Origin of the sequence: Nocardioides ganghwensis, assembly GCF_014779655.1 — a bacterium.
In the GTDB taxonomy this organism is placed as follows: Bacteria; Actinomycetota; Actinomycetes; order Propionibacteriales; family Nocardioidaceae; genus Nocardioides; species Nocardioides ganghwensis.
In genome coordinates, this window is record NZ_JACXYX010000005.1 from 263546 (window position 1) to 290000 (window position 26455).

Annotated in this window: 20 protein-coding genes; 11 read left to right on the plus strand and 9 right to left on the minus strand. The window is 72.9% G+C overall.

Annotation, left to right across the window (positions count from 1 at the left end):
• The first annotated feature begins 59 nt into the window (after nucleotides 1-59).
• Entirely contained in the window at nucleotides 60-1355 is a 1296-nt protein-coding gene (locus tag IEZ24_RS08295) for a protein kinase domain-containing protein (RefSeq protein WP_129456183.1), read from the plus strand.
• A gap of 5 nt (nucleotides 1356-1360) precedes the next feature.
• Here the strand turns inward: IEZ24_RS08295 and IEZ24_RS08300 are convergent, their stop codons facing one another.
• Complete coding sequence (locus IEZ24_RS08300) at nucleotides 1361-2332, minus strand: hypothetical protein (RefSeq protein ID WP_129456184.1); 972 nt, start codon at nucleotides 2330-2332, stop codon at nucleotides 1361-1363.
• Between the two features lie 125 nt (nucleotides 2333-2457).
• On the opposite strand from IEZ24_RS08300, the gene IEZ24_RS08305 reads away from it, so the two are divergent.
• The 3 genes from IEZ24_RS08305 to IEZ24_RS08315 are packed head-to-tail and all read left to right on the plus strand — an operon-like array spanning nucleotide 2458 to nucleotide 6339.
• Nucleotides 2458-3987 (plus strand): hypothetical protein, encoded by a 1530-nt coding sequence (locus tag IEZ24_RS08305; RefSeq protein WP_129456185.1) that lies wholly within the window; start codon nucleotides 2458-2460, stop codon nucleotides 3985-3987.
• A gap of 20 nt (nucleotides 3988-4007) precedes the next feature.
• Nucleotides 4008-5348: an MFS transporter gene (locus IEZ24_RS08310; protein WP_129456186.1), complete on the plus strand. Its 1341-nt coding sequence runs from the start codon at nucleotides 4008-4010 to the stop codon at nucleotides 5346-5348.
• A gap of 52 nt (nucleotides 5349-5400) precedes the next feature.
• Nucleotides 5401-6339 (plus strand): hypothetical protein, encoded by a 939-nt coding sequence (locus IEZ24_RS08315; RefSeq protein ID WP_129456187.1) that lies wholly within the window; start codon nucleotides 5401-5403, stop codon nucleotides 6337-6339.
• A 3-nt stretch (nucleotides 6340-6342) separates the two neighbouring features.
• On the opposite strand, the gene IEZ24_RS08320 is transcribed toward IEZ24_RS08315, so the two are convergent.
• From IEZ24_RS08320 to IEZ24_RS08340, 5 genes are all read right to left on the minus strand, one after another.
• Nucleotides 6343-7023, minus strand: coding sequence for a histidine phosphatase family protein (locus IEZ24_RS08320; RefSeq protein WP_129456188.1), 681 nt, complete (start codon nucleotides 7021-7023; stop codon nucleotides 6343-6345).
• Nucleotides 7024-7050: 27 nt separating this feature from the next.
• The gene (locus tag IEZ24_RS08325; RefSeq protein WP_129456189.1) at nucleotides 7051-7959 is read right to left on the minus strand and encodes a phosphodiesterase; all 909 of its coding nucleotides are present in this window, start codon (nucleotides 7957-7959) and stop codon (nucleotides 7051-7053) included.
• 64 nt (nucleotides 7960-8023) lie between these two features.
• On the minus strand, nucleotides 8024-9163 hold the full coding sequence (locus IEZ24_RS08330; RefSeq protein ID WP_165356145.1) for a glycosyltransferase: 1140 nt from the start codon (nucleotides 9161-9163) through the stop codon (nucleotides 8024-8026).
• Between the two features lie 63 nt (nucleotides 9164-9226).
• On the minus strand, nucleotides 9227-10468 hold the full coding sequence (fahA, locus tag IEZ24_RS08335; protein ID WP_129456190.1) for a fumarylacetoacetase: 1242 nt from the start codon (nucleotides 10466-10468) through the stop codon (nucleotides 9227-9229).
• On the minus strand, nucleotides 10465-11349 hold the full coding sequence (locus tag IEZ24_RS08340) for a hypothetical protein (protein WP_129456191.1): 885 nt from the start codon (nucleotides 11347-11349) through the stop codon (nucleotides 10465-10467). Before IEZ24_RS08340 ends, fahA begins: the two co-directional genes overlap by 4 nt.
• A 64-nt stretch (nucleotides 11350-11413) precedes the next feature.
• On the opposite strand from IEZ24_RS08340, the gene IEZ24_RS08345 reads away from it, so the two are divergent.
• Genes IEZ24_RS08345 through IEZ24_RS08360 form a run of 4 tightly spaced genes read left to right on the plus strand, consistent with a single transcriptional unit; the run spans nucleotide 11414 to nucleotide 17186 of the window.
• A complete protein-coding gene (locus IEZ24_RS08345) occupies nucleotides 11414-12646 on the plus strand; it encodes a homogentisate 1,2-dioxygenase (RefSeq protein WP_129456192.1) in 1233 nt (410 codons plus the stop codon).
• Nucleotides 12647-12698: 52 nt separating this feature from the next.
• Entirely contained in the window at nucleotides 12699-14138 is a 1440-nt protein-coding gene (zwf, locus tag IEZ24_RS08350) for a glucose-6-phosphate dehydrogenase (protein ID WP_129456193.1), read from the plus strand.
• On the plus strand, nucleotides 14128-15963 hold the full coding sequence (locus IEZ24_RS08355) for a glycoside hydrolase family 15 protein (RefSeq protein ID WP_129456194.1): 1836 nt from the start codon (nucleotides 14128-14130) through the stop codon (nucleotides 15961-15963). Before zwf ends, IEZ24_RS08355 begins: the two co-directional genes overlap by 11 nt.
• Nucleotides 15960-17186 (plus strand): multidrug effflux MFS transporter, encoded by a 1227-nt coding sequence (locus IEZ24_RS08360; protein ID WP_129456195.1) that lies wholly within the window; start codon nucleotides 15960-15962, stop codon nucleotides 17184-17186. Before IEZ24_RS08355 ends, IEZ24_RS08360 begins: the two co-directional genes overlap by 4 nt.
• 33 nt (nucleotides 17187-17219) lie before the next feature.
• Here the strand turns inward: IEZ24_RS08360 and IEZ24_RS08365 are convergent, their stop codons facing one another.
• The 3 genes from IEZ24_RS08365 to nemA all read right to left on the minus strand — a co-directional run bounded on the left by IEZ24_RS08365 (nucleotide 17220) and on the right by nemA (nucleotide 22205).
• Nucleotides 17220-19157 (minus strand): ABC transporter ATP-binding protein, encoded by a 1938-nt coding sequence (locus IEZ24_RS08365; RefSeq protein ID WP_129456196.1) that lies wholly within the window; start codon nucleotides 19155-19157, stop codon nucleotides 17220-17222.
• Complete coding sequence (locus IEZ24_RS08370) at nucleotides 19154-21034, minus strand: ABC transporter ATP-binding protein (RefSeq protein WP_129456197.1); 1881 nt, start codon at nucleotides 21032-21034, stop codon at nucleotides 19154-19156. The genes IEZ24_RS08365 and IEZ24_RS08370 overlap by 4 nt, the downstream gene beginning before the upstream one ends.
• Nucleotides 21035-21110: 76 nt before the next feature.
• On the minus strand, nucleotides 21111-22205 hold the full coding sequence (gene nemA, locus IEZ24_RS08375) for an N-ethylmaleimide reductase (protein ID WP_129456198.1): 1095 nt from the start codon (nucleotides 22203-22205) through the stop codon (nucleotides 21111-21113).
• A gap of 116 nt (nucleotides 22206-22321) precedes the next feature.
• Here nemA and IEZ24_RS08380 point away from each other — a divergent pair, with 116 nt between their 5' ends.
• The 3 genes from IEZ24_RS08380 to IEZ24_RS08390 all read left to right on the plus strand — a co-directional run bounded on the left by IEZ24_RS08380 (nucleotide 22322) and on the right by IEZ24_RS08390 (nucleotide 26346).
• On the plus strand, nucleotides 22322-24733 hold the full coding sequence (locus IEZ24_RS08380; RefSeq protein WP_275938092.1) for an FdhF/YdeP family oxidoreductase: 2412 nt from the start codon (nucleotides 22322-22324) through the stop codon (nucleotides 24731-24733).
• 41 nt (nucleotides 24734-24774) lie between these two features.
• Entirely contained in the window at nucleotides 24775-25692 is a 918-nt protein-coding gene (locus IEZ24_RS08385) for a pirin family protein (protein WP_129456199.1), read from the plus strand.
• 63 nt (nucleotides 25693-25755) lie between these two features.
• On the plus strand, nucleotides 25756-26346 hold the full coding sequence (locus IEZ24_RS08390) for a DNA-3-methyladenine glycosylase I (protein WP_129456200.1): 591 nt from the start codon (nucleotides 25756-25758) through the stop codon (nucleotides 26344-26346).
• The last annotated feature ends 109 nt before the right edge of the window (nucleotides 26347-26455 follow it).

Sequence of the window (26455 nt, forward strand, 5' to 3'; positions counted from 1 at the left end):
CCTGTGGTGCAACCGACTGCCCTGGGTGATGATGTGCGCCTGGGCGTCGAGAGGGGGTGGTGGGCGTGCTGTCCGTCGGCACCGAGCTCGACCTCCCGCGGCACGGCAGTCGCTGGCGCGTGGGCTCGTTGCTCGGCGAGGGCGGCCAGGGGGCCGTGTTCTCCCTCGACCCGGTCGACGGCGACGGCCCGAGCCTGGCGCTGAAGTGGTACCGCGCCGAGGCCGCCCACCCCGAGCAGCACGCGGCGCTCGTACGCCTCGCGCAGCTGCCGGCCCCGTCCGCGGCGTTCCTGTGGCCGGTCGAGGTGGTCGCCGGACCGGACGGCGGGTTCGGCTACGTGATGCCGCTGCGCCCCGACGGGCACGTCCCTGTGGCCGAGCTGCTGACCGGACGTGTCGACGCGCCGTTCTCGACGGTCACCCGTCTGTGCATGGGCCTGGCCGACAGCTTCCTCCAGCTGCACGCCCAGGGCCTGTGCTACCGCGACATCAGCCTGGGCAACGTGTTCTTCGACCCCGTCTCGGGCGACCCGCTCGTCTGCGACAACGACAACGTCGGCATCGACGGCCGCGACCCGGCGCGGGTGCTGGGCACGTCGCGCTTCATGGCGCCGGAGGTCGTGGTCGGCGACGCCCTTCCCTCGACGGGCACCGACCTCTACTCGCTGTCCGTGCTGATCTTCTACCTCCTGATGTTCCACCACCCGCTGCAGGGCCGGCGCGAGCTGGACCACGCGTGCTTCGACCGCGACGTGGAGCGACAGCTCTTCGGCACCGAGCCGCTGTTCGTGTTCGACCCCGACGACGACTCGAACGCGCCCGACCCGGTCGTCCACGGCGCGGTCCTCCAGTACTGGCCGCTCTACCCGCGCTACCTGCGCGACGACTTCACCCGTGCCTTCACCGTCGGCCTCCGCGAGCCCTCGCGCCGGGTCCGCGAGGGGGTGTGGCGCTCCCACCTCTCGCGCCTGCTCGACGGGATCGTCGTGTGTGCGTGCGGGCGCGAGAACCTCACCGACGACGGAGTCCCCCTGGGGTCCTGCTGGTCGTGCGGTGCGACCCTGCCGCCGCCCGTCCGGCTCCGGTTCGGTCCGCGGGTGCTCGTCCTCAACGCGGGGACCCGCGTCACGGGCCACCACCTGCGCCGCGACTACGCCTACGACGACACGGTCGCCGAGGTCGTCGTCCACCCCACGCGGCCGGACCTCTGGGGCCTGCGCAACCACACCTCCGCCACGTGGCGCGTCGCCGGGCCCGACGGGAGCGAGCAGGAGGTCGGCCCCGGTCGCAGCATCGGGCTCCTGCCCGGGGCGACGCTGCAGATCGGCGGAGTGACCGCGACGATCGAGACCTGAGCCGCTCATCGCCGGCTCCCCGCCCGTGCTGCCGCGGCGGCGACGAACGCGCGGTTGCGCGGGCCCACCTGGACCCGCCGGCCGGCCAGCCTCAGCACGCTGACCCGGCCCTGCTCGACCGCGACCTGCGACCACACCGCGCCGAAGGACTGGTCGGGCTTCGGCTTGCGCAGGGACGTGTCGTACGGCGTGAACTCCAGGCCGTTCGCCGACGCCACCAGGGCGCCGCGTCGCAGGCCCGCGACGAGGAGCTTGCCGCCGCCGATCGCGACGATCGACAGCATGCCGCCGGCCGGACCGATGAAGAGGATGGGCAGGCACAGCACGACCGTCAACGCGACACCGAGCGCCAGGCAGAGCGGCAGGCTCATCCCGGCGTACGCGAGGGTGACGCCCAGCGCGGGCTCGCCGGCCAGGTTGGCCGTGTGACGGGCGAGGTTCTTCGGCAGCGGCGGCCACGCGGGCGCCGCCTCGTGCGGCCGGGGGCCGGGGCCCGGCGGTGGACCTGGCCGACGGGCGGCGGCAGGACGCGCGGCAGGACGAGCCTCGGGGAGGAGCGTCGCCGAGAGGGGGAGCGGTGTCGCCACCGGCGCCGATCCCTGTGGTCGGGTCGGGGACCCGTCGCGCGGCCACGATGCGGAGGCCAGGTCACCGAACCCCAGGGCGGACGCCCACAGCTGCGTGGTCCGCTGGGCCGCCTCCGGGGTCCACCCGCGGGCGGCGGCCAGGTCCTGGCTGAGGCGCTGGAGCGACTGCGCGGTCAGCGGGGTGATGCGGCGCAGGTCGTGCGGCAGGTTCTCCTCGGACGCTGCGACGACCTGGTGGGCGAGCCGGCGCAGGCGCACGCTGTCGTCCGGACCGAGCGCCTCGTCGAGGCGTTGCCGCAGGCGGCCCGGCCGGTCGGCGTCGGCAGGCGTGGCCACGGCGACCCGCAACGCGGCCAGCATGGTCCTGAAGTCCTCGGAGACGTCCTGCACGCGGACACCTTCGGCCAGCGCGCTGAGGCCGCGCTGAGGCGCTGCTGAGGTCGGACCTCAGCGGGACCTCAGCGGGTGTTCCTAGCGTCTGCGAGACGCACGCCCGACGACTGACGGAGATCCCCATGCGCAGGACAGTGATCGCAGCGCTGGCAACGATGGTGCTCGGCATCGGACTGTTGTCGCCACCTGCCGCGCACGCCGCCGCGAACTCGTACGTCGTGTCGGGCCACCCGATCACCTCGGCACCCGGCATGGCGCTGCTCGGCGACTCGTGCAGCACCAGCGGAGCGACGCCGCCCACGGTCAACACGTTCGAGCGCGATGGGGGGACTCTCGGGTCTTCGGCGTTGGGATGGTCGATCACCCAGGCGGACTTCGAAGCCGGTCCGGTGGCCACGCTGGCAGGCAATCCCGACAGCCTCAACGCGTACCACGTCGACGTGCTCGCCCCGGCCGGCACGAGCGGACACGCCTACGCGCGCATCAACTGGGATGCCGACACCTGGTACATCGGCTGGGCGTCGGTCGACGTGCCGGCCTCCGGCTGGCAGGTCCTGGACCTGGTGAACCGTTCCTACACCTGGACTCTGTACGACGCGGGCACGACAACCACCTACGAGTCCCCACTCACGGTGCAGGCGTTCGTGACAGGACCGGGGTTCCAAGCGATCAGCCTCGGAGTTCTTCTCGGCTGTGGAGGGGAGCAGTTCTTCGTTGATCGGATGGTTCTCGGCAATGCCGAGAACTCCTCGTCGTACGACTTCGAGAAGAAGCCCCCTCCGCCTCCCCCGGATACCGGTCACCTCATGGCGCACATGGAGTGGTCGACGAACGGCAAGGACGTCGAGGTCGGTGAAGGCCTGACCATCCGATACGGACAGCGTGTCTGGCTGCTCGGCCACGGCCACCTCCACTTCGCCAACGGCACCAACGAGTGGTACTCGGGTCAGGGGACGCTCCACAAGCAACCCGCTACCGGTGACCGGACCGCTGCGGCCAGCGGGACCTTCAACGCCACCCAGTACGCGGGATTCCCCGTTGCTCCGAAGACGAACACGATCTACCAGTTCACCGTCGCCGGGCACCAAGGGCGTCCAACTGCAGAGTCCAAGAGGGTCACCGTCTGGGTGCAGCCGAAGGTGAAGGCGAAGATCCGTGACAAGAACCTGGTCCAGGGCCAGACACTCGCGGTCAGGGGCCGGATTCTGCCGGCGGCCAAGCGGGTCAAGGTGACCCTGCAGCGGAAGGTCGGCAAGAAGTGGACCAAGCTGTCGACGTCGAGGACCAAGAAGCGTGGACGGTTCGACCTCGCGACGACGGTGCGCCAGACCGGAAGCTGGAAGGTGAGAGTCACCGTGGCAGCGACGCTCGACAATGCCGGCACCACGACGGGTCAACGGAAGGTCACGGTGAAGAGGTACGTGCCTCCGAAGAAGAACCCGGGCCCGCCGAAGCCCCCGCCGCCGGACCCGACCCCAGAGGTGGGTGGGGTGTCCACGCCCCCGCCTCCTCCTGCTCCTCCGGAGGACGCCCCGAAGCCCCCGCCGCGGCCGACCAACACGGGGCGCATCGCCGCCGACGCCGACGCGGGCGGGGTGGCGGGTCGAGTGCGAGCCGGCGCGGTCGAGGGGGAGTCGGGAGCCAAGCCCTGAGGGCCTGACATGCTGGCGCGGTGACGGCCGAGCAGATCCACGACATCGGTCGTCGCCGCGCCTGGGTCATCTGGCTCGTCGCGCTCGCGGTCTACGTCTTGGCCGTCTTCCACCGCAGCTCGCTCGGGGTCGCGGGCATCATCGCCTCCGACCGGTTCGACATCAGCGCCACCAGCCTGGCGACCTTCACCGTGCTCCAGCTCGTCGTGTACGCCGGGATGCAGGTGCCGGTCGGCGTCCTGCTCGACCGCTACGGCTCGCGCACCATGCTCCTGGTCGGCTTGGTGCTGATGACCGCCGGTCAGCTCGCCTTCGCGTTCTCCTCCTCCTTCGCCGGCGCCGTGGCCGCGCGGGCGGTCGTCGGCGCGGGCGACGCGATGGTCTTCGTCAGCGTGATCCGGCTCGTCACGATCTGGTTCCTGGTGCGGCAGGCGCCGCTGGTCACCCAGCTGACCGGCCTGACCGGCCAGCTCGGCGCGATCGTCGCGGCCGGCCCGCTGGCGTTCCTGCTCCACGAGCTCGGCTGGACACGCACCTTCGCGCTGACCTCCAGCGTCGGCGTCGTGCTGCTCGTCGGGGTGGTCGCGCTGGTGAAGGACTCGCCGTACGCCCGCGCCGACGTCGTGGCCGTCAAGCTGCGCGCGCTGGCGCAGTCGGTCCGTACGGTGTGGGGCAACCCCGGCACCCGGCTGGGGATGTGGTCGCACTTCTCCTCGCAGTTCTCCGCCACGGTCTTCGCGCTGCTGTGGGGCTATCCGTTCCTCGTGCAGGGGCTCGGCTGGTCGACGCGAGGGGCCAGCACGCTGCTGATGGCGATGACCGCGTGGGCCGTGGTGAGCGGCCTCGTCCTCGCCCGCCTGGTGGCGCGACTGCCCTACTACCGCTCGTGGATCGTGGTGGGCGTCGTCGTCGCGATGGTGGTGCCGTGGACCGGGGTGCTGCTGTGGCCTGGCGTGGCACCGACCTGGCTGGTGGTCGTGATGGCGTTCGCGACGGCGAGCGGCGGACCGGCGTCGATGGTGGGCTTCGACCTGGCGCGCTCGTTCACGCCGCCGCACGAGACCGGTCGCGCCAACGGCCTGGTCAACATCGGCGGCTTCACCGCCTCGCTGCTGACGATGGCGCTGATCGGCGTCGTGCTCGACCTGTCGGCGAGCGGCGGGATGGAGTCCTACACGCTCGGCGACTTCAAGCTCGCGATGGCCGTGCAGTACCTCTTCTGGACCCTCGGGGTCGTCCAGACCCTGCGCTACCGCCGCCGCGGCCTCGCCCACCTCGCGCGGGTGCACCCCGGCTCCGTCGAGCAGATGCGGGCGGGGAAGCCGTTCGTCCACCCGGGCATCGGCACCGAGGGCGTGTAGTCAGCCGGGCGATCCCGGGGACACCCGCGCCGTGGTGGTGAAGGATGCCCGCATGGGCATGTTCTGGAAGTCACGGGGGCGGGACCAGGGTCCCGCGGACGACGCGCTGACCTTCTTCTCGCGCGACCAGGCCGACGAGTTCCGGGCGCTGGTCGGGGCGACCCTCGGCGAGCGCGGGCTCGAGGTGCAGATGAGGCCCGACCACGCGGTGGACGCCGCCGGTCGGCAGTTCGGGCTGTGGAACCTCGCCGCCCAGTGCGTCGAGGCCCGCCGCCGTGAGTGGCCGCGACTCGCTGCCGAGCACGTCGACCGGGTGCTCGCGAGCCTCGATGCGCCCGACCCGTTCGAGGACCTGTCCCCGGACGAGGCAGCGCTGCACACCTACGCGCGGCTCTACGACGAGAGCGCGATGCCGTCGCTCGACGGCTTCCCCCACCGCGAGTTCGTGCCCGGCGTGCTGGAGCTGCTCGCCCTCGACCTGCCGGAGACGGTGGCGATCTACAACCGCGAGCACGCGTCGCGGCTGGGCGGCTGGGAGCAGCTGCGTGAGCACGGTGTCCGCAACCTGCGCGCGCTCCCCGTCGAGCACCTCGAGCAGGTCGACGTCCCGGGTGGCGGGTCCTTCCACGCGCTGCTCGGCGACTCCGTGCACACGGCGAGCCGCGCCCTGCTGATGCCCGAGCTCGCCTCGACGCTGGCCGGTCACGAGGACCTCGGTCACGGCTGGCTGATGAGCATCCCCAACAGGCACCAGGTGACGTGGCACATGATCCGCGACGCCTCCGTCATCCCGGCCGTCTCGGCGATGGCCCACTTCGCCGCACTCGGGTACGCCGACGTGCCGAGCCCGCTGAGCCCGCACGTCTACTGGTGGGACGGGACGGGCTACCAGCAGCTGACCCGGATCGACGCCGACGGGACGAAGTCCGTCCACGCAGGTCCCGAGTTCACCGAGATGCTCAACGAGGTCGTCGGCGACGACCAGCCCTGAGCTTCAGCCGATCTCGCCGTGCCCGTCGGGGTCGAGGTCGCCGGTCGGGTCCTCGGCGGTCGGGTCCTCGAGGAAGTCGCCGCCCACCGGGTGGCCCTGCCACGACACCATCTCCCAGCCGGACTCCACGTCGCCCTCGAGCACGATGAGCGCGGTGTTGTGCAGCGGCTGCGTGGCGGGCGGCGCGTCGGGGTGCGGCGTCATCCGGGTGGAGACCCACGTACGCAGCGCGGCGCCGTGGCTGACCACGAGCGCGGCGTCGTGCCCGGCCTCGACGATCGTGCGGACGGCGGCGTCGTAGCGGGCCAGGAACTCCTCGCCGGTCTCGGCGCCGGGCATCCGGTGGGTGAGGTCCCCCTCGAGCCAGGTCGCCACGGAGCCGATGTAGGCGGCGACGGCGTCGTGGTCGCTGCGCATCTCGAAGTGGCCGGCCGCGATCTCCTCCAGTCCGTCGAGCTGGGTCGGGGTGAGCCCGCGGTCCTCGGCGGTCGGCGCGGCCGTCTGGTGGGTGCGCACGCGGCTCGAGACGTAGATCGCGTCGAGGCGCTCCTCGGCGAGGGCCTTCGCGGCGGCCGCGGCCTGGGCGCGGCCCAGGTCGGTCAGGTCGAGCCCGGGGTGGGCGGTGTCGAGCTCGCCCGAGACGTTGGCGTGGGTCTGGCCGTGGCGCATGAGCAGCAGTCGCAAGGGAGTGGTCCTCGGCAGGGTCGGTGGCTAGCTGTTGAACTGGGAGGTCTTGCTGGAGGCGAGCTCGCGCGCCTGCTCCAGCGGCACCGTCTCGAGCGCCTCGGCGACGTCGGAGCCGATGTGGCTCACCTCGACGCCGCGCTCGAGCGGGACGAGCGTGTGCACCAGGCGGTCGTCGTAGGCGTGGACCATGGTGAACGCCTGGTTGGCGTCCACGCCGGAGACGAAGCGGTCGACGGGAGCCGGGTCGCTCGTGTAGCAGCTGGCCGAGGTGACCGAGACCGGGACGCCGGCGAAGGTCGACCACGTGGACAGGTGGAGGTGACCGGCAAGGATGCCGCGCACGTCGGTGCCGGCGACCACGTCGGCCAGCGCCTGCTGGTCGTGCAGCTCGATCAGCTCGGCGGCGCGCAGCATCGGCAGCGGGAGCGGCGGGTGGTGCATCGCCAGCAGGGTGCCGTGCTCGGCGGGCGTGGCCAGGACGTCGGCCAGCCAGGCCAGCTGGTCGGACGTGAGCTCACCGTGGTGGTGCCCGGGGACGCTGGTGTCGAGCGCGACGATGCGGAGGCCCTCGACCTCGTGCACGCGGTCCTGGGGGCCGGCGTCGTCGGAGTCGAAGAGCCCGCGGGCGAACGGCTCCCGCTCGTCGTGGTTGCCCATCGTCCACACCACGACGGCGCCCATCCCGGCCGCGAACGGCTCGACGATCGAGCGGATCGTGGCATAGGCCTCGGGCTCGCCGCGGTCGGCGATGTCGCCGGTGATCACCAGCGCCTGCGGCGCGGGCCGTACGGCCGCCAGCCGGTCGAGCGTGCGCCGCAGGTGGGCGACGTTGTCGATGACGCCGTAGTGGAGGCCCCCGCCACCGATCAGGTGGGGGTCGCTGAGGTGCGCGACGACGTGCCGCGGGGCGGCGTACTGGCCGAGCTGCTTCACGACGAGCAGCCTAGGACCAGCAGCAAGTCCCGAACGGGGTCGCCGAGCGGCTCCCCGCCGCCGCTCACCCGGCGGTCACGGAGCGGCCGGCCGGTACCGGTACCGGCACCGGCACCGGCACCGAGGAGTGGACCTCCAGCATCGACGCCACCGTCGCCGACCAGGGATAGCGCGCCGCGCGCTCACGGGCCGCGGCGCGCCGGCCCGCCACCGGGCGGGCAGCCACCTCGAGCACCGCATCGGCGAGGGACACCGGGTCGGGGGAGCCCCAGGCGCCCGACGCCTCGTCCACCAGCTCGCGTGCGCCGCCGCGGTCGGCGGTCACCACCGGCGTCCCCGACGCGAGCGCCTCGAGCACCGCGAGGCCGAAGGTCTCGCCCGGGCAGACGCTGAGCGCGACGTCGGCGTGCCCCAGCGCCCGGCTCAGGCGGGCGGGCGAGTCGACGTACCCCCGGAACCGCACGGGCGCGGAGCCGGCCAGCCCGACCAGCTCGTCGCGGTGCGGGCCGACGCCGTAGACGTCCAGCCGGACCGGTACGCCGCGGCGGTGCAGCTCCACCGCCGTGGCGACGGCGAGGTGCGGGCTCTTCTCCCGGGAGAGCCGGCCGGCGTGCACCAGCCGCAGCACCTCGACGGGCCCACGCGGGTGCGGACGGAAGGTCTCGAGGTCCACCCCGAGCGGGACGCGTACGACGGGGCAGCCCGCGGCGCCGGCGACCGTCGCGAACTCGTGGCGGGCGTAGTCGGAGGTGACGACGACGGTGTCGACGCTGCGCACGAGGAGCCGGTTGAGCAGGCCGACCGAGACCTTGGAGGTCGCGTCGAGGCCGGTGCGCAGCGCCAGCATGTCGTCGAGCCGCTCGTGGGACAGCAGCACCGACCCGACCCCGCTGCGGCGCGCCCAGCGGGCGACCGGCAGGAGGGTGAGCTTGTCACTGAGCTCGATCGACGTCGGCCGCCACTGCTCGAGGACGTCGGTCACCCGCCACGGCTCGACGATCAGCCGGTAGCCGCCGCCGACGCGTGGGGCGCGGAGCTGGACGACGTCGCCGAGCGGCGTCGAGGTGCGGGCGTCCTCGGGACCGGGCACCACGAGCAGCCGCTCGCAGCCGGCGGCGACGTACCCCGCACCCAGAGCGCGCAGCGCCGTACGCATCCCTCCCGAGGCAGGTCCGACGAAGTTGGCGAGCTGGGCGATGCGCATGCGCGCACGCTGGCGCAACCAGGTGAACGGACCGGTGAACGGACGCCGACGCCCGAGGAGACGTCAGCGGGCGGGCAGGATGCGCCCCGTGACCTCGCCCAGCGAGATCCGGCCGCCGCCGGTGCCGGGCGCGGTGTAGCGCAGCGTCACCTCGTCGCCGTCCTCGAGGAAGGTGCGTTCGCGCCCGGCGACGGTGAACGGCTCCTTGCCGCCCCACGACAGCTCGAGCAGCGACCCGCGCTGGTCCCGCTCGGGGCCCGACACGGTGCCCGAGCCCCACAGGTCGCCGGTGCGCACGCTCGCGCCGTTGACCGTGGTGTGGGCGAGCATCTGCGCGGGCGACCAGTACATGGTGCGGTAGGGCGGGCGGGCGACCACCTCGCCGTCGAGGACGACCTCCACCTCGATGTCGAGGCCGGCCGGGCCGTCGACGCGGAGGTAGTCGAGGACCTCGGGGTCGTCCTGGCCGGGCAGCTCGGTCCACGCCGCGTCGAGAGCGGCCAGCGGCGTGACCCACGCGCTGATCGAGGTGGCGAACGACTTGCCGAGGAACGGTCCGAGCGGGACGTACTCCCAGGCCTGGATGTCGCGCGCCGACCAGTCGTTGAGGCCGACGACGCCGAAGGTGTGCCGGGCGAAGTCGGACGTCGCGACGCGCTCGCCCATCGCCGACGGCACGCCGACGACGAAGCCGAGCTCGGCCTCGATGTCGAGGCGCTGGGACGGGCCGTACGTCGGCTGGGGCGCACCTCCGTCGGTTGAGCCTGTCGACACCCGCTGCCCGCACGGGCGGACGACGTCGGTGCCCGAGACGACCACCGTGCCGGAGCGGCCGTGGTAGCCGACGGGGAGGTGCTTCCAGTTGGGGAGCAGGGGCTCGGCGTCGGGGCGGAACATCCGGCCGACGTTGGACGCGTGGTGCTCGGAGGCGTAGAAGTCGACGTAGTCGCCGACGGTGAACGGCAGCAGCATCGTCACCGAGTCGAGCGGCGCCAGCGCCGGCTCGACGAGGTCGCGCTCGGTCTGGTCTGTGAGCAGTCCGGTCACCCAGGCCCGGGTCGAGTCCCAGACGGCGGGCCCGGCCGCCATGAACGGGTTGAGGGTGGGCTGGTCGAACAGCTCGTGGGTGTCGACCATGTCGGCGGCCGCGACGACGCTGAGGTCCAGCACCTGGTCGCCGATCCGTACGGCGACCCGCGGTCGCTCGCCGGAGCGCGCGAACACGCCGTAGGGCAGGTGGTCGACGTCGAAGCCGGAGCCGGCGGCTCCCTCGACCCAGCTGCTCGGGGTGGCGGGTGTGCTCATGAGGCGTCCTTCCGGTGGGGCAGCAGCCCGAGGGCGACCAGGTCGTCACGGGGCTCGGTGACCGAGCACGAGCCGAACGAGGTGAACCAGCGGCGGGCGGCGGCGACGCCGCCGTCGGCCAGGCCCGCGGCCAGCGCCGCGCCGTCGCGCTCCTCGAGCACCGCGATCGTGTCGTCGACCGAGCCGCCGTCCCACAACGCCTTCGTCGCGGCGGCCACGTTGAGGAAGCCGTGCATGCCGCCGCCCTCCGGGTCGTGGCGCACGGCGCGGTGCAGGCCGGCGGTGGCCTTGAACCCGGTCTCGCGGTCGAGGGCCGCGTCGATCCATGCCGCCACGGTCGCGGAGTCGGGCACGAGGTCGTGGTCGACGTGGCCGAGTCGCAGCTTGAGCCGGTGGTCGCACGCGGCGACCTCGTCGGCCGCCGCCAGCCACGTGGCGGTCGGCGGCCCCGGGAGCTCGATGAAGAGGGGCACCTCCAGGTCGGCGTCTCGTGCCGCGGCGTCGATGCGGCGGACGTTGCCGACCGGGTCGTCGGTGTCGCGGACGACGATCTCGACCGCCGCGACGTCCAGCCCGAGCCTGGCCGCCGCACCGAGCGGGCCGGCCAGCTGGCCGGCGCCCCCGGTCACGACGACGGAGAGCGGGCCGGCGAAGCCGCGCACCAGCGGCAGGTCGGTGTCGCGGAGCACGAAGCTGCCGACGAGGTCGGCCCACCACTCCTCGCGGCGGGCGGCGTACGCCGCGGTCGCGTCGTGGAGAGGGGCGTCGCCCGGCGGGAAGACGGCTGCGTCGTCGACGAGGCCGCTCCACTCCGCGGGGAAGCCCGAGGGGTCGGCGGGAGGGACGGGTGCGGGGTCGACAGGTGGTGGGGAGGGCGTCACGGGACTACTCTAACCACCAGATAACGGACGTAAGAGTCCGATAATCGGATGATGGGATCGTACGATGGCCTACTACCGAGCACTCGGCCGGCTGCCCCGCCAGCGCCACACCCAGCTGCGCGACGAGGACGGCCACCTGTTCCGCGAGGAGCTGATGGGCGAGGAGGGCTTCTCCTCCGACTCCTCGCTGCTCTACCGCCGTGGCGTCCCGAGCGCGATCACCGACAGCACGGTCTGGGAGCTCGCCGACCAGACGCGCACGCCCAACCACCCGCTCAAGCCGCGCCACCTCAAGCTGCACGACCTGTCGACCGGCCAGTGCCCGGTCGAGGGGCGCCGGCTGGTCCTCGGCAACAACGACGTCCGCATCGCCTACGTCGTGACGGGCACCGAGCCGTCCCCCCTCTACCGCAACGCCATCGGTGACGAGTGCGTCTACGTCGAGTCCGGCAGCGGCACCGTCGAGACGGTCTTCGGCGTGGTGCCCTACCGGTCCGGCGACTACGTCGTGGTCCCGCGGGCGACCGACCACCGCTGGGTGCCGGCCGAGGCCTCGCGCCTCTACGCGATCGAGGCCAACAGCCACATCCACCCGCCCAAGCGCTACCTCTCGCGCTTCGGCCAGCTGCTCGAGCACGCGCCCTACTGCGAGCGCGACCTGCACGGTCCCACTGAGACCTTCCAGGCGGATGGCGCCGACGTCGAGGTGCTGGTCAAGCACCGCACCAGCGCCGGCATCGTGGGGACCCGGCTGACCTACGCCACCCACCCCTTCGACGTGGTCGGCTGGGACGGCTGCCTCTACCCCTACACGTTCAACATCGAGGACTACATGCCGATCACCGGCAAGGTCCACCAGCCGCCGCCGGTGCACCAGGTCTTCGAGGGCTGGAACTTCGTCATCTGCAACTTCCTGCCCCGCAAGGTCGACTACCACGAGCTCGCGATCCCGGTGCCCTACTACCACTCCAACGTCGACTCCGACGAGGTCATGTTCTACGTCGGCGGCGACTACGAGGCGCGCAAGGGCTCGGGCATCGGGATCGGCTCGATCAGCCTGCACCCCGGCGGCCACGCCCACGGCCCGCAGCCGAGCGCGATCGAGGCGTCCCTCGGCGTGCAGTACTTCGAGGAGTCCGCCGTCATGGTCGACACCTTCGCCCCCCTCGAGCTCGGCGAGGGCGGCCTCGCGGTCCAGGACCCGGCGTACGCCTGGACCTGGGCCGGGCGCGGTCCCGGCCCCTCGGGTCCTGCCTCCGGGGACGACGGCGGACCGGCGGTCTTCAGCAACAGCTGAGCGCACCGTCGCCGCGGCCCCCTTCCTTCGGGTGGTCGTTAGCGTGGCCGGCATGACGACCCCCGAGAACGGAAGCGGGGACGCCGACCTCCCGCCCTGCGTCCTGCTCCTCTTCGGCGCCCGCGGCGACCTCGCCGCCCGCAAGCTCTTCCCCGGCCTCTACCGCCTGGCCGCTGCCGGCCGGCTGCCGCGCGACTACGCCGTGATCGGCAGCGGGCGGCACTCGCCGGGCTCCGACGACGACTTCCGCGCGGAGGTGATGGAGGGCCTGCGCGACTCCGTCGACGACCTCGACGAGGAGGTCGCGCGCGAGCTGCTCGGGCGGACCTCCTTCCGCACCTCCGACGCCGACGACGGCAGCGACCTCGCCGCCCGGGTGCGCGAGGTCGAGGAGGACCTCGGCGACGACGTGCTCCGCCTCGTCTACCTCTCCGTCCCGCCGACGGCGATGTCCGGGATGGTGGCGATGCTCGGTCGCGAGGGCCTCGCCGAGCGGGCCCGCCTGGTCATCGAGAAGCCCTTCGGCCTGGACCTGGAGTCCTTCGAGGAGCTCGACGACGACGTGCACGAGGTGTTCGAGGAGGAGCAGGTCTTCCGCATCGACCACTTCCTCGGCAAGGAGGCCGTCCAGAACCTGCTCGCCCTGCGGTTCGCCAACGCGCTGTTCGAGCCGGCGTGGAGCCGCCACAGCATCGCCTCGGTCCAGGTCGACGTCCCCGAGACGCTCGCCATGGAGGGTCGGGGCTCGTTCTACGAGTCGACCGGCGCGCTGCGCGACATGGTCTCCACCCACCTCTTCCAGATCCTCGGCGCCGTCGCGCTCGAGGACCCGGGGGAGTGGTCCGCCACCGCCGTGCGTCGTGCGCGGGCCGCGGTGTTCGCGGACGTACGCCCGCTCGACCCGTCGCGTGTCGTGCTCGGCCAGTACGACGGCTACCGCGACGAGGACGACGTCGACGAGGACTCCGACGTGGAGACCTTCGTGGCGCTCGAGGCCTTCGTCGACAACGACCGGTGGCGCGGCGTGCCCTTCCACCTGCGCACCGGCAAGGCCATGGCGGAGACCCGGCGCACGGTGACGCTGCGCTTCCGCGAGCCGGAGTCGTCGGTGTTCGGCACCGGCCTCGCGCCGGCCGAGCTCGTCCTCGAGCTCACCGACGAGGCGCAGGTGCACGTCGACCTGCTCGGCAAGCGTCCCGGCCCGGAGATGGAGCTGGCCCCGGCCACGATGCGGCTCGACCTGGGCGACGAGCTCCCGCACGACGAGCCGCTCGAGGCCTACGAGCGCCTCCTCCTCGACGTGCTCCACGGCGACCACACGCTGTTCGCCCACGCCGACGAGACCCGCCGGCTCTGGGAGGTCTGCCAGCCCGTCCTCGACGACCGCCCGGACCCCCGCCCGTACGCCTCCGGGTCGTGGGGGCCGCAGGAAGCCGTCGGCCTGCCCGACGGCGGCTGGCGGCTGGGGCGCGGGGACTCCGATGGGTCGTGACAGGGGGAGCGGTCCCGCGGCCCTCCCCATCGCGGAGCACGGCCTCGTCGGTGACCTGCGCACCGCCGCGCTCGTGGCGACCGACGGCACCATCGACTGGTTCTGCCCGGGCCGGTTCGACGCCCCGAGCGTCTTCGCGTCGATCATCGATCCGGGCGCCGGGTCGTGGCGGCTGCGTCCCGAGGACGAGGACGCCCGCAGCCAGCAGTACTACCACCCCGAGACCAACATCCTCATCACCCGCTTCATGACCGAGCGCGGGGTGGTCGAGGTCCACGACTTCATGCCCGTCCTGCGCGCCCACGACCCCGACCACCGGCAGCGCCTCGTACGCCGCGTCGTCGGGCTGCGCGGGTCGGTCGACCTCGCCATGTCGATGGCGCCGCGCCCCGACTACGGCACGACCGAGCCCGGGCTCGACGTCGCGGACGGCGTGGTCCGCTTCGCCGACGGCGACGTCCACCTGGCGCTGTCGAGCACCGTGGACCTCGACGTGGACGACTGCTCCGCCTCGGCCCGGCTGTCCCTGCGCGCGGGCGAGTCCGCCCTGTTCGTGCTCGAGGTCCTCGCCCCCGACGAGCCGGCCAGCGGGTGCGGAGAGGGCGACGTCGACGAGCTGTTCGACGCCACCGCCGCCTTCTGGCGCTCCTGGCTGTCGCAGAGCACCTACACCGGGCGGTGGCGCGAGTGGATCGACCGCTCCGCGCTCACCCTCAAGCTGCTGTGCCACGAGCCCACCGGCGGCATCATCGCCGCCCCGACCACGAGCCTCCCCGAGAGCATCGGCGGCACCCGCAACTGGGACTACCGCTACGTCTGGGTGCGCGACGCCGCGTTCAGCGTGTACGCCCTGCTGCGCCTCGGCTTCACCGACGAGGCGGCGGCCTTCGTGCGGTTCCTCTCCGAGCGGCTGGGCGAGGCGGCCGAGGACGGCGACGACGAGCTCGGCCCGCTGCGGGTCCTCTACGACCTCGACGGCAACCTGCCCCACGAGCGCGAGCTCGACCACCTCGCGGGCCACCGCGGCTCGCGGCCCGTACGCGTCGGCAACGGCGCCGTGGACCAGCTGCAGCTCGACGTCTACGGCGAGCTGATCGACTCGGTCTACCTCTTCGACAAGCACGGGCGCGGCATCAGCCACGACGCGTGGTCGGACCTGCGCCGCATCGTGGCCTGGCTGATGGACAACTGGGAGCGACCCGACGCCGGCATGTGGGAGATCCGCGCCGAGCCGCGCACCCACACCACCTCACTGGTCATGAGCTGGGTCGCGGTCGAGCGGATGATGCGGGTGGCGCGGCGGCGTGGGTTGCCGAGCGACCTGACCGAGCTGGCCGCGACCCGCGACGCGATCTACGAGCGGGTGATGACCGACTGCTGGAACGACGAGCTCGGTGCCTTCACCGCGTTCGCCGGCGGGGACGTGCTCGACGCCGGCGCCCTGCTGATGCCGATGGTCAAGATGCTCGCGCCCGACGACCCGCGGTTCCTGTCCACCCTCGCCAAGGTCGAGGAGCGCCTGGTGTCCGACAGCCTCGTGCTGCGCTACGACCCGGAGGCGTTCGACGACGGTGTCCCGGCCGCCGACGGCGAGGGCACGTTCTCGCTGGCCTCGTTCTGGTACGTCGAGGCCCTCACCCGCGCCGGTCGGCTGGCCGACGCGCGCCTCGCGCTGGAGAAGATGTTCACCTACGCCAACCACCTCGGCCAGTACGCCGAGCAGGTGGGGCTCAACGGCGAGCAGCTCGGCAACTTCCCCCAGGGCTTCACCCACCTGAGCCTGATCAGCGCCGTGATCAACCTGGACCGTAGCCTCGACGCATGACCAGCGCGCCGGGGACCCGTCCGGCCCGCGGCACCCTGGCGCTGATCCCGTTCGTGCTGGCCATGCTGGCGATGCTGGGCCCGTTCAGCATCGACACCCCGTTCCCCGCGTTCTCGCAGATGGGCGACGCCCTCGACGTCTCCGCCGGGGAGCTGCAGCTCGTGGTGACCGCCTACATGCTGGCGTTCGCGGCGATGAGCGTCTTCCACGGACCGCTGTCGGACGCGGTCGGCCGCAAGCCGGTGATCGTGTGGTCCCTCGCGGCGTACGCCGTCGCCTCCGTCGCGTGCGCGTTCGCGCCGACCCTCGAGTGGCTGCTCGCCGGGCGGGTCGTGCAGGGGCTGGCGGCGGGCGGCTCGACGATCGTGAGCCGCACGATCATCCGCGACCTGTTCGACGGCGCCGACGCGCAGCGCCTGATGAGCCAGGTCGCGGTGATCTTCGGACTGGCGCCGGCGATCGCGCCGGTCGTGGGTGGGCTGCTGGTGCAGGTCGGCCCGTGGGAGACGGTGTTCTGGTTCATGGCGGCGTTCGCACTGGTCCTCCTGGTGGGCTCGCTCGCGCTGCTGCCCGAGAGCCACCCGCCCGAGCGCCGGGTCCCGCTGCGCGTCGGCGAGGTCGTCGCGGGACTCGGCGCGGTCCTGGCGGTGCCGGCCTTCCACCGGATGGCGTGGGCGGGCACCCTGGTCTTCGGCGCCCAGTTCCTCTACATCGGCGGCGCCGCGATCTTCGTCGTCGACCTCCTGGGCGAGGGCGAGCTCGACTTCTGGAAGCTGTTCGTCCCGATGATCGGGGCGATGGTGGTCGGCTCGGTCCTGAGCGGGCGCCTCGGCCCGCTCGTGACCAGCTCGCAGCTGGTGTCCGCCGGGTACGCCGCCAGTGCCGCCGGTGCGCTCCTCGGCGTCGTCGTCGCGCTGACCCCCGCCGGCGAGGTGCTGCCGTGGGCGGCGGCGGGCGTCGCACTGGTCGCCTTCGGCAACGGCCTGGCCTACCCCAACATCCAGCTGCTCATGCTCGACCTCGTCCCCACCCGTCGCGGTGCGGTCATGTCGGCGGGAGCGTTCGTCACGCTGGTGTTCAACGCCGTCAGCGCGGCCGTCCTCGCGCCGTACGCCGGTCGCTCCGTCCTCGGTTTCGCTGTGGCCGCGGCCGTGTGCGTGCTCCTCGGCTGGGCGTGCTGGCGCTGGCACTTGCACGCCTCACGCACCTCGGCCCCCGCCTGAGGACCGCCCGCTGCCGGGGTGGCGGCAGGTCCCTCAGGAGGTCCAGGCCCGCCAGAGCGCGGCGTACTCCCCGTCGAGGTCGATCAGCTCGTCGTGGCTGCCGAGCTCGACGACGAGGCCGTCCATGACGACCGCGATGCGGTCGGCGTCGTGGGCGGTGTGGAGGCGGTGGGCGATCGCGACGACGGTGCGGCCCTCGAGCAGGTTGTTCATCGAGCCCTCGAGGGTGCGGGCGGTGCGCGGGTCGATCAGCGAGGTGGCCTCGTCGAGCACGAGCGTGTGCGGGTCGGCGATGATCAGCCGGGCGAGCGCCACCTGCTGGGCCTGCGCCGGGGTGAGGGCGAAGCGCCCGGACCCGATCATCGTGTCGAGGCCGTCGGGCAGCCGCTCGACCCAGGCGAGCGAGCCGACGGCGCGCAGCGCCTCGCGCACGGCGTCGTCCGAGGAGTCCTCGCGCGCGAGCACGATGTTGTCGCGCACCGTCCCGATGAAGACGTGGTGCTCCTGGGTGACCAGGGCGACCTCGGTGCGCAGCACCTCCAGCGGCAGGTCGACCAGGTCGACGCCGCCCACCCGCGCGGACCCGGTGCGGGGACGGTTGATGCCCGAGAGCAGCCGCCCGAGCGTCGACTTGCCCGAGCCGCTGGGCCCGACCACCGCGAGCCGCTCGCCCGTACGCAGCCGCAGGTCGACGCCGTGCAGCACGTCGTGGCCCTCGCGGTAGGCGAACCGCAGGTCCTCCCCGACCAGCTCGACCCCGTCGGGCAGCCGGTCGCCGGGCTCGCGGTCGGGCTGGACCTCGGCGATGCCGAGCAGGCGGCTGGTCGAGGCGGCACCGACCTGGAGCCGGTCGACCTCGCCGATGACGGCGTCGAGCGGCTCGCTGAGCGCCACCACGTAGAGCATCGCCGCGGTGATCTGCCCGAGGTCGACCCAGCCACGGCCGTAGGCGTACGCGCCCACCAGCAGCGTGACGACCTGCGGCACCTGGAAGGCGCCGTTGAGGGCGGCGAACAGCACGTTGCGCAGCGTCATGCCGTAGCGCTCGGCCTGCGCGGAGACCTCGATGTCGTCGGAGCCGGCGCGCACCCGCGCGGCCGAGAGTCCGAGCGCCTCGACGGTGCGGGCGCCCTCGACGGTCTCGGTGAGGGTCGTGTTGATCCGCGAGTAGGTCGCGCCCTCGGTGATGTAGGCCTTGGGCGCGCGCGTCAGGTAGGTGCGCACCGCCGGCGTGCAGAGCGAGAACACCAGCAGGGCCGGCACCGCGAGCACCACGGAGTTGAGCAGCATCGCCACGACGGAGAGCAGGACCGTCAGCAGCGAGATCAGCAGGCGGGGTACGCCCCACTGCACGCTGCGGGCCATGGTCCCGACGTCACGGGTGACGCGCGTGACCAGGTCGCCGGTGCTGGCACCCTCCACCCGCCCGACGGGCAGGCGCAGGATCGTGCCGACGATGTACTCGCGTGCCGAGGCGAGGAGGTCCTGGCCGAAGTGGGTGGAGGTGCGCTGGGCGCCGAAGGTGAAGAGGGCCTGGAGCAGGACCACGCCGACCACGACGAGGGCCAGCGTGTCGAGGCCCTCGACGGCGGCCCCCTGGGTCTGGACGCGGTTGACCAGCTCGCCGAGCAGCCGCGGCACGACCAGCGCGGAGCCGGCGGCGAGCGCGTTGAGGGCGACGAGCAGGGCGAACGACTTCTTGCGGCTGCGCACCAGGTCGCCGAAGAAGGCGAGCACCGCGCGGTTGCCCGACACCGGCCAGCCGCGGGCCGGGTTGCGGGACGCGGCGTAGACGTCCTCGGCACGCTGGCGGCGCAGGGCGTGGCGCTGCCACAGCGCCCGGTGCCGCTCGCGCACGCCGACGCCCTGGGGAGGGCGCAGCTCGTCGGGGATGGCGGGCGGGTCCTCGGTGCGGTCGCGCCAGGTCGCGGCGGAGGTGGCCAGGGGGTCATGGCTGAGGCCGGTGCTCATCGGGTGGCCTCCTCCTCGTCGAGCGCGCGGGCGACCACGCGGCGGTAGTCGTCGACGGCGAGCAGGTCGGCGTGCCGGCCCTCGGCCACCACGGTGCCGTCGTGCAGCAGCACGACGTGGTCGGCGTGGTGCAGCCACAGCGGCGAGACCGTCGTGACCACCGTGGTGCGGCCCCTGCGGGTCCCGGCGACCCGCTCGGCGATCCTGGCCTCGGTGTGGGCGTCGACGGCCGAGGTCGGCTCCACCAGCACGAGGACCGGCGGGTCCGCCGCGATCGCCCGGGCGAGGACGACGCGCTGGCGCTGCCCGCCGGACAGGCCGCGGCCGCGCTCGTCGAGCTGGCCCTGCCACCCCTCGGGCAGCGCGTCGTAGACGTCCTCGGCGTTGGCGACGCGGAGGGCGTGCTCGGCCTGCTCGCGGGTCAGCCGGCCGTGCGGGTCGACGGCGTCCTGGAGCGTGCCGGCGAACAGCTGGCTGCCGGTGTCGCTGACGAGCACCTGGCGGCGTACGTCGGCCAGGTCGGCGCGGGCCAGGTCGACACCGCCGAGGGTGACGCCCCAGTCGTGGCCGGCGCGCTCCTCGTCGAGCGCCGCGATCCGGGCACGCTCGCGGGCCTTCTCGGCGCGGGCGCGTCGGGCGGCCCGGCCCCGCACGCCGTCGTCGCCGTCGACGGGGACGGGCTCGGTGTCGGCGGGCAGGTAGCGGCCGAGCCGGTCGGCCAGGGCGGAGCTCTGCTCCGGGACGGCGCTGACGACGACCGTGAGGATGCCCGGCTGCACGGTGAGGCCGCTGGTGGTGTCGTGGAGGGCCCCGGTGCCGTCGAGCGCGACCGGCTCGGCCGGGGCTCGCCACGGCGGTCGCTGCTCGAAGATCGCGATGGCCTTGCGGGCGCTGACCATCGAGCGCACGCCCTTCTGCGCGAACTCGAAGAACGTCCGGATCGGCCCGACCATGAACAGGCCGTAGCCGAGGAAGGTGATGAGCTCGCCGACGGTCAGCGTGCCCGCCTCGACCTGCCGGGTGCCGAGCCAGACCAGCGCGACGAGGAAGATGCCGGAGAGCAGCACGCCCACGGCCTCGACGACGGCCTGCCAGATGCCGGCGGCGACGCCCGCCTCCTTGGCCGACTGGGACTGGCGGTCGTAGTTGGCGCCGAAGGTCTGCTCGCCGCCGATGCCGCGCAGGATCCGCAGGCCGGCGACGATGTCGGTGGCCAGCGACGTGAGGTCGGACGTACGGGAGCGCTCCAGCTGCTGGCGGCGGTGCAGCGGCCGCAGCAGCGGCAGCGCGGCGCCGACGAGCACCGGTGCCGCGACCAGCGTGAGCAGGCCGAGCTGCCACGACATGGTCAGCACGATGAACGCGACCGTCAGGTAGGAGACCAGCTGGCCGACCGTCCGGGCCAGGATCTCGGTGAGCGCACCGAACTCGTCGGAGTCGCTGGAGGCCACGCTCAGCACCTCGCCGGTCGGCGAGCGCCGGGGCAGCACGTGCCCCATCTGCACGACCTTGCGGGTGACCATCTCGAGCGCGCCGTAGAGGCCGATGAGCCAGGTGCGCACCACGAGCGTGTGGGACACGATGCCGAAGACGGCGCCGACCAGGACCACGCCGAGCAGCAGCGTCGCCCAGCCGAGCAGCGCAGCCGTCGAGCCGCCCACGATGCCGTCGTCGACCGCGCGGCCGAAGATCCACGGCCCGAGGGTCATCGGCAGGAACCACAGCGAGTAGCACAGCGAGGAGAGCGCGATGAGCGCCTTCTGCTGGCCCAGCACCCACCTCAGGAAAGCGGCGGGCGTCCGGGTGTCGGGGTCCGGGGAGGGGGCGGCGTCTGAACCCGAGAAGAACGTCGCGGTCCGGGGTGGGAAGTCCTGCATGTCACCGACGACCCTAAGCGGTCGGGCCCCGTCCGGACGACGCAATAACGAGGTCGCCCGGACGTGGCCGTACGCCTCAGGCCGCGCCGTGTGCCGGGTAGTCGGTGTAGCCCTCGGCGTCGCCGCCGTAGAAGGACTCCGGGCGCGGCGGGTTGAGGGGCAGCCCCTCGGCCAGCCGACGCGGCAGGTCGGGGTTGGCGATGAACGACCGGCCGAAGGCGGCAGCGTCGATCCAGCCCGCGTCGAGCAGCCGCTCGGCCTTGGCGAGGTCGTAGTTGCCCGCGCCGACGATCGGGCCCGGGTGCGCCGCGCGCAGGGCCCGGCGGTAGTCGTCGTCGAGCTCGGGGCCGCCGGCCCAGTCGGGCTCGGACAGGTGGAGGAACGCCAGGCCGCGGCGTGCGAGCTCGCCGGCGACGTACAGGCCGGCCTCGGCGCCCTCGGGGTCCTCGGTGCCGTTGAAGGACCCGATCGGCGAGATCCGTACGGCCACCCGGTCCGCCGACCACGCGCCGACCACGGCGTCGGTGACCTCGAGCACGAGCCGCGCGCGGTTCGCCAGCGGCCCGCCGTACGGGTCGGTGCGCAGGTTGCTGTCCGCGGCGAGGAACTGGTGCAGCAGGTAGCCGTGGGCGCCGTGGATCTCGACGAGGTCGAAGCCGGCCTCGCGGGCGTTGACCGTCGCCCGCCGGTAGTCCTCGACGACCCGCGGGATCTCCTCGAGGTCCAGCGCGCGCGGCACCGGGCAGGCCACCCGCGTCGGACGGCCGTCCTCACCCCGCACGGTGGTGCGGTTGCGGTAGGGGCCGGCACTGGCCGAGACCGGCAGCGCGCCGTCGTGGAACGACTCGTGCGATACCCGGCCGACGTGCCACAGCTGCGCGGCGATCAGGCCGCCCGCCTCGTGCACCGCGTCGGTGACCCTCCGCCAGCCCGCGACCTGCTCGTCGCTGTGGATGCCGGGGGTGTCCATGTAGCCCTTGCCCTCCGGGCTGACCTGCGTGCCCTCGGAGATGAGGAGGCCCGCGCTCGCCCGCTGCACGTAGTACTCGCGCATCAGGTCGTTGGGCACGTCGCCCGGCACGGTCGCGCGCATCCGGGTCAGCGGCGCCATGAAGGCGCGGTTCTGCGTGCGTACGGCGCCGAGGGACAGGGGCTCGAAGAGGGAGGGCATGACGTGGTCCAACGGGCGCCGCGCGGCCGCTATTCCGGCGGCACCGTCACACCCGCTGCGTGAGCCGACCTGTCCGGACGGTGTGAGGAGCGCCACCGGCGAGGCAGGATGGTGCGGTGACCTTCCTCTCCCAGCTGCGAGACGTGCCCGCCCGGATCCGCAACGAGTCGCGACAGGTGCCCACCGACGACATCGACGAGACGGAGGTGGAGGTCGACCCGACTGCCCACGCGGCGGCCGGTGCGACGGCCGTCGCGGTCGCGATGCGGCGCGCCATCGGGCAGATGGGGTTGCGCCGCACGGCCTCGACGCTGACCAGGCTCAACCAGGTCGACGGCTTCGACTGCCAGGGCTGCGCCTGGCCGGACCCGGCGCCGGGCCACCGGCACGCCGCCGAGTTCTGCGAGAACGGCGCCAAGGCGGTCGCCGAGGAGGCGACCAAGGAGCTGCTCGACCGGGAGTTCTTCGCCACGCACCCGGTGGCGGACCTCGCCGGGCGCACCGAGTTCTGGCTCGGCAAGCAGGGACGCATCACCGAGCCGATGGTCCTGCGTCCCGGCGCGACGCACTACACCCCGATCTCGTGGGACGACGCGTTCGCCACGATCGCCGACCACCTCCGCCGCCTCGACCACCCCGACCAGGCGACCTTCTACACGTCGGGCAAGACCTCCAACGAGGCGGCGTTCGTCTACCAGCTCTTCGTGCGCTCGTTCGGCACCAACAACCTCCCCGACTGCTCCAACATGTGCCACGAGTCGTCCGGGTCGGCCCTCGTCGACACCATCGGCATCGGGAAGGGCTCGGTGAGCCTGGAGGACATCCACCAGGCCAAGCTGATCGTGGTGGTCGGACAGAACCCCGGCACCAACCACCCGAGGATGCTGTCCGCGCTGGAGGAGGCCAAGTCCCGCGGCGCGCGGATCATCGCGGTCAACCCCCTCAAGGAGGCGGGCCTGGTCCGCTTCAAGAACCCCCAGCACGCGAAGGGCCTCACCGTCGGCACCGCGCTGGCCGACCTCCACCTCCCCATCCGCCTCAACGGCGACCTGGCGCTCTTCCAGGCGATCGGCTCGCTGCTGGTGGAGTGGGACGCGGTCGACCGCGACTTCCTCGACACGTACACCACCGGCTACGACGAGTACGTCGCCCACGTGGCCGACCTCGACTGGGCGAAGGTCGAGGCCTCGACCGGGCTCTCCCGCGAGCAGGTGACCGAGGCGGCCCGGATGTTCGCCGACTCGCCCGCGACGATCACCTGCTGGGCGATGGGCATCACGCAGCACCACAACGCCGTCGGGACGGTCAAGGAGATCGTCAACGTCGCGCTGCTCCAGGGCAACATCGGCAGGCCCGGTGCCGGCGTGTGTCCCGTGCGCGGGCACTCCAACGTGCAGGGCGACCGCACGATGGGCATCTGGGAGCGGCTGCCCGACCACTTCCTCGACGCCATCCGCGACGAGTTCGGCTTCGAGCCGCCACGCGAGCACGGCCTCGACACCGTCGGCTCCATCCAGGCGCTTCGCGACGGGAGGATCAGGGTCTTCTTCGCCATGGGCGGCAACTTCGTCGGTGCCGCGCCGGACACCGAGGCGACCGAGGCGGCCACGCGCAACGCCGCGCTCACCGTGCACGTGTCGACCAAGCTCAACCGCTCGCACGTCGTGCACGGCGGCGAGGCGCTGATCCTCCCCGCGCTCGGCCGCAGCGAGAAGGACCTGACCGGTGGGCGCGTGCAGCGCGTGACGGTCGAGGACTCCATGTCCGCGGTCCACGCCTCCCACGGTCCTCTCGAGCCGGCATCGGAGCACCTGAGGTCCGAGGTCGACATCATCTGCTCGCTCGCACTCGCCACCCTCGGTGAGGACTCGCCCGTCCCGTGGGCCGCGTTCCGCGACGACTACAGCGAGATCCGCCGCCGGATCGCGCGCGTCGTCCCCGGGTGCGCCGCCTACGACGAGAAGGTGCACGAGCCCGGCGGCTTCGTGCTGCCTCACCCGCCCCGCGACAACCGGGTCTTCGAGACCCCCAGCGGCAAGGCGGTCATCACCTCGACCCCGCTCGACGTCCTCGACGTGCCGCGTGGGCGGTTCCTGCTGCAGACCATGCGCTCGCACGACCAGTTCAACACCACCATCTACGGCCTCGACGACCGCTACCGGGGGGTCAAGGGCGGTCGGCGGGTGGTGTTCGTCAACCCCGACGACCTGCGCGACCTCGGCTACGCCGACGGCGACGTCATCGACCTGGTCAGCGAGTGGAAGGACGGCGTCGAGCGGACCGCCCGGTCGTTCCGCGTCGTTCCCTACGACCAGCCTCGCGGCTGCGTGGCCGCCTACTACCCCGAGGCCAACGCGCTCGTCCCGCTGGACTCGACGGCGGAGAAGAGCAACCAGCCGGTCTACAAGTCCGTCGTCGTGCGCCTCGAGCGGCCCGGCTCCGACGAGCACGCGCCAGGCGGCGGGCACGGGTCGCCCGACCAAGGAGCCGGCTCCCCTCGCGACGACGAGCCGCACCACCTGAGCTGAGCCTCCGCACGAGTTCACCCGATCGGTTAGCGTGGCCGACGATGACCGCGCAGATCGACGTGCTCACCTCGCGCGAGGTCCCACTGGGGGGCCCCCGGGCCATGCGCGTACGCCGCACGCTCCCGCAACGGCACCGCTCGCTGATCGGGGCGTGGTGCTTCGTCGACCACTACGGCCCCGACGAGGTCGCGCACACCGGCGGGATGGTCGTCGCCCCCCACCCGCACACCGGGCTCCAGACCGCCAGCTGGCTCTTCGAGGGCGAGATCGAGCACCGTGACTCCGCCGGCAACCGCGCGACCGTCCGTCCCGGCGAGCTCAACCTGATGACCTCGGGGCGCGGCATCTCCCACTCGGAGGTCTCCACCGAGGGCACGTCCGTGCTGCACGGCGCCCAGCTCTGGATCGCGCTGCCCGACGGCACCCGCCACGCCGACCCCGGCTTCGAGCACTTCGTGCCGCAGCCCGTGCGCGGCCCCGGGTGGGAGGCCCGCGTCTTCCTGGGCTCGCTGCTGGGCGCCGAGTCGCCGGTGTCCACCCACACCCCGCTGCTGGGCGCTGAGGTGATGCTCGCGACCGGGAAGTCCCTCGAGATCGAGGTCGACGAAGCCTTCGAGCACGGCGTGCTGCTCGACGTCGGCGCAGTCGACGTCGACGGCACCGAGCTCAAGCCCAGCGACCTCGCGTACGCCGCCCCGGGCGCCCGTACGCTCACCGTCACCGCCCACGAGGAGGCCCGCCTGCTCCTGCTCGGCGGCCCGCCCTTCGGCGAGCCGATCGTGATGTGGTGGAACTTCATCGGGCGCACCCACGAGGAGATCGTCGGCTACCGCGAGGAGTGGCAGGCGCAGATCCGCGATGGCCGGCAGGTCGACGGCCGGTTCGGGGTGGTCGACATCGACATGGACTCGATCCCCGCCCCCGAGATGCCCAACGTACGGCTCAAGCTCCGGCACTGACCGCGTCGACCGTGCGACCCGAGCGCCGGGGCGCTTGTCACCGGTGTGGGCGATGATGCGCCCATGGAGAACGGATCAGGTGCCGTCCGCGGCGACGACGGCCTGCACCGCTGCCCCTGGGGCGCCGGCGACCCGGTCAACCTCGCCTACCACGACACCGAGTGGGGGCTGCGGGTCGCGGGCGAGTCCGCCCACCTCGAGCGGCTGACCCTCGAGGCGTTCCAGTCCGGCCTGTCGTGGCGCACGATCCTCCTCAAGCGGGACAACTTCCGCGCCGCGTTCGCCGGCTTCGACGCCGACGCCGTCGCGGCCTACGGGCCCGCCGACGTCGAGCGGCTGATGGCCGACGCCGGCATCGTGCGCAACCGCCGCAAGGTCGACGCCGCCATCGCCAACGCCCGGGCCACCGTCGCGCTGCGCGAGCAGGGCGGGCTGGAGGCGTTCATCTGGTCGTTCCGCCCCGATCCCGGCCCGGCGCCGCGCACCACCGCCGACGTGCCGACCACCTCGCCCGAGTCGGCGGCCCTCTCCAAGGCGCTCAAGAAGGCCGGGTTCGCGCACGTCGGGCCCACCACGATGTACGCCCTGATGGAGGCCATCGGCCTCGTCGACGACCACCTCGAGCACTGCCACCGCCGCGGCTGCGCCGGCTGACCCGCCCGCAGGTCGCCGCCGCTGCGTCATTCGAACCCGAGCCCATACGTCCGGCTTCGCATGACGTACGCCGACGGGGGAGCCCGACGCGGCTGATCCCTGTCGCCGG

What these genes read in the sequence shown, in the direction of transcription:
- IEZ24_RS08305 (WP_129456185.1), top strand. Translation starts at nt 2,458, where the DNA reads ATGCGCAGGACAGTGATCGCAGCGCTGGCAACGATGGTGCTCGGCATC.
- IEZ24_RS08315 (WP_129456187.1), top strand. Translation starts at nt 5,401, where the DNA reads ATGGGCATGTTCTGGAAGTCACGGGGGCGGGACCAGGGTCCCGCGGAC.
- IEZ24_RS08330 (WP_165356145.1), bottom strand. Translation starts at nt 9,163, where the DNA reads ATGCGCATCGCCCAGCTCGCCAACTTCGTCGGACCTGCCTCGGGAGGG.
- fahA (WP_129456190.1), bottom strand. Translation starts at nt 10,468, where the DNA reads ATGAGCACACCCGCCACCCCGAGCAGCTGGGTCGAGGGAGCCGCCGGC.
- IEZ24_RS08345 (WP_129456192.1), top strand. Translation starts at nt 11,414, where the DNA reads ATGGCCTACTACCGAGCACTCGGCCGGCTGCCCCGCCAGCGCCACACC.
- zwf (WP_129456193.1), top strand. Translation starts at nt 12,699, where the DNA reads ATGACGACCCCCGAGAACGGAAGCGGGGACGCCGACCTCCCGCCCTGC.
- IEZ24_RS08355 (WP_129456194.1), top strand. Translation starts at nt 14,128, where the DNA reads ATGGGTCGTGACAGGGGGAGCGGTCCCGCGGCCCTCCCCATCGCGGAG.
- IEZ24_RS08360 (WP_129456195.1), top strand. Translation starts at nt 15,960, where the DNA reads ATGACCAGCGCGCCGGGGACCCGTCCGGCCCGCGGCACCCTGGCGCTG.
- IEZ24_RS08365 (WP_129456196.1), bottom strand. Translation starts at nt 19,157, where the DNA reads ATGAGCACCGGCCTCAGCCATGACCCCCTGGCCACCTCCGCCGCGACC.
- IEZ24_RS08370 (WP_129456197.1), bottom strand. Translation starts at nt 21,034, where the DNA reads ATGCAGGACTTCCCACCCCGGACCGCGACGTTCTTCTCGGGTTCAGAC.
- nemA (WP_129456198.1), bottom strand. Translation starts at nt 22,205, where the DNA reads ATGCCCTCCCTCTTCGAGCCCCTGTCCCTCGGCGCCGTACGCACGCAG.
- IEZ24_RS08385 (WP_129456199.1), top strand. Translation starts at nt 24,775, where the DNA reads ATGACCGCGCAGATCGACGTGCTCACCTCGCGCGAGGTCCCACTGGGG.
- IEZ24_RS08390 (WP_129456200.1), top strand. Translation starts at nt 25,756, where the DNA reads ATGGAGAACGGATCAGGTGCCGTCCGCGGCGACGACGGCCTGCACCGC.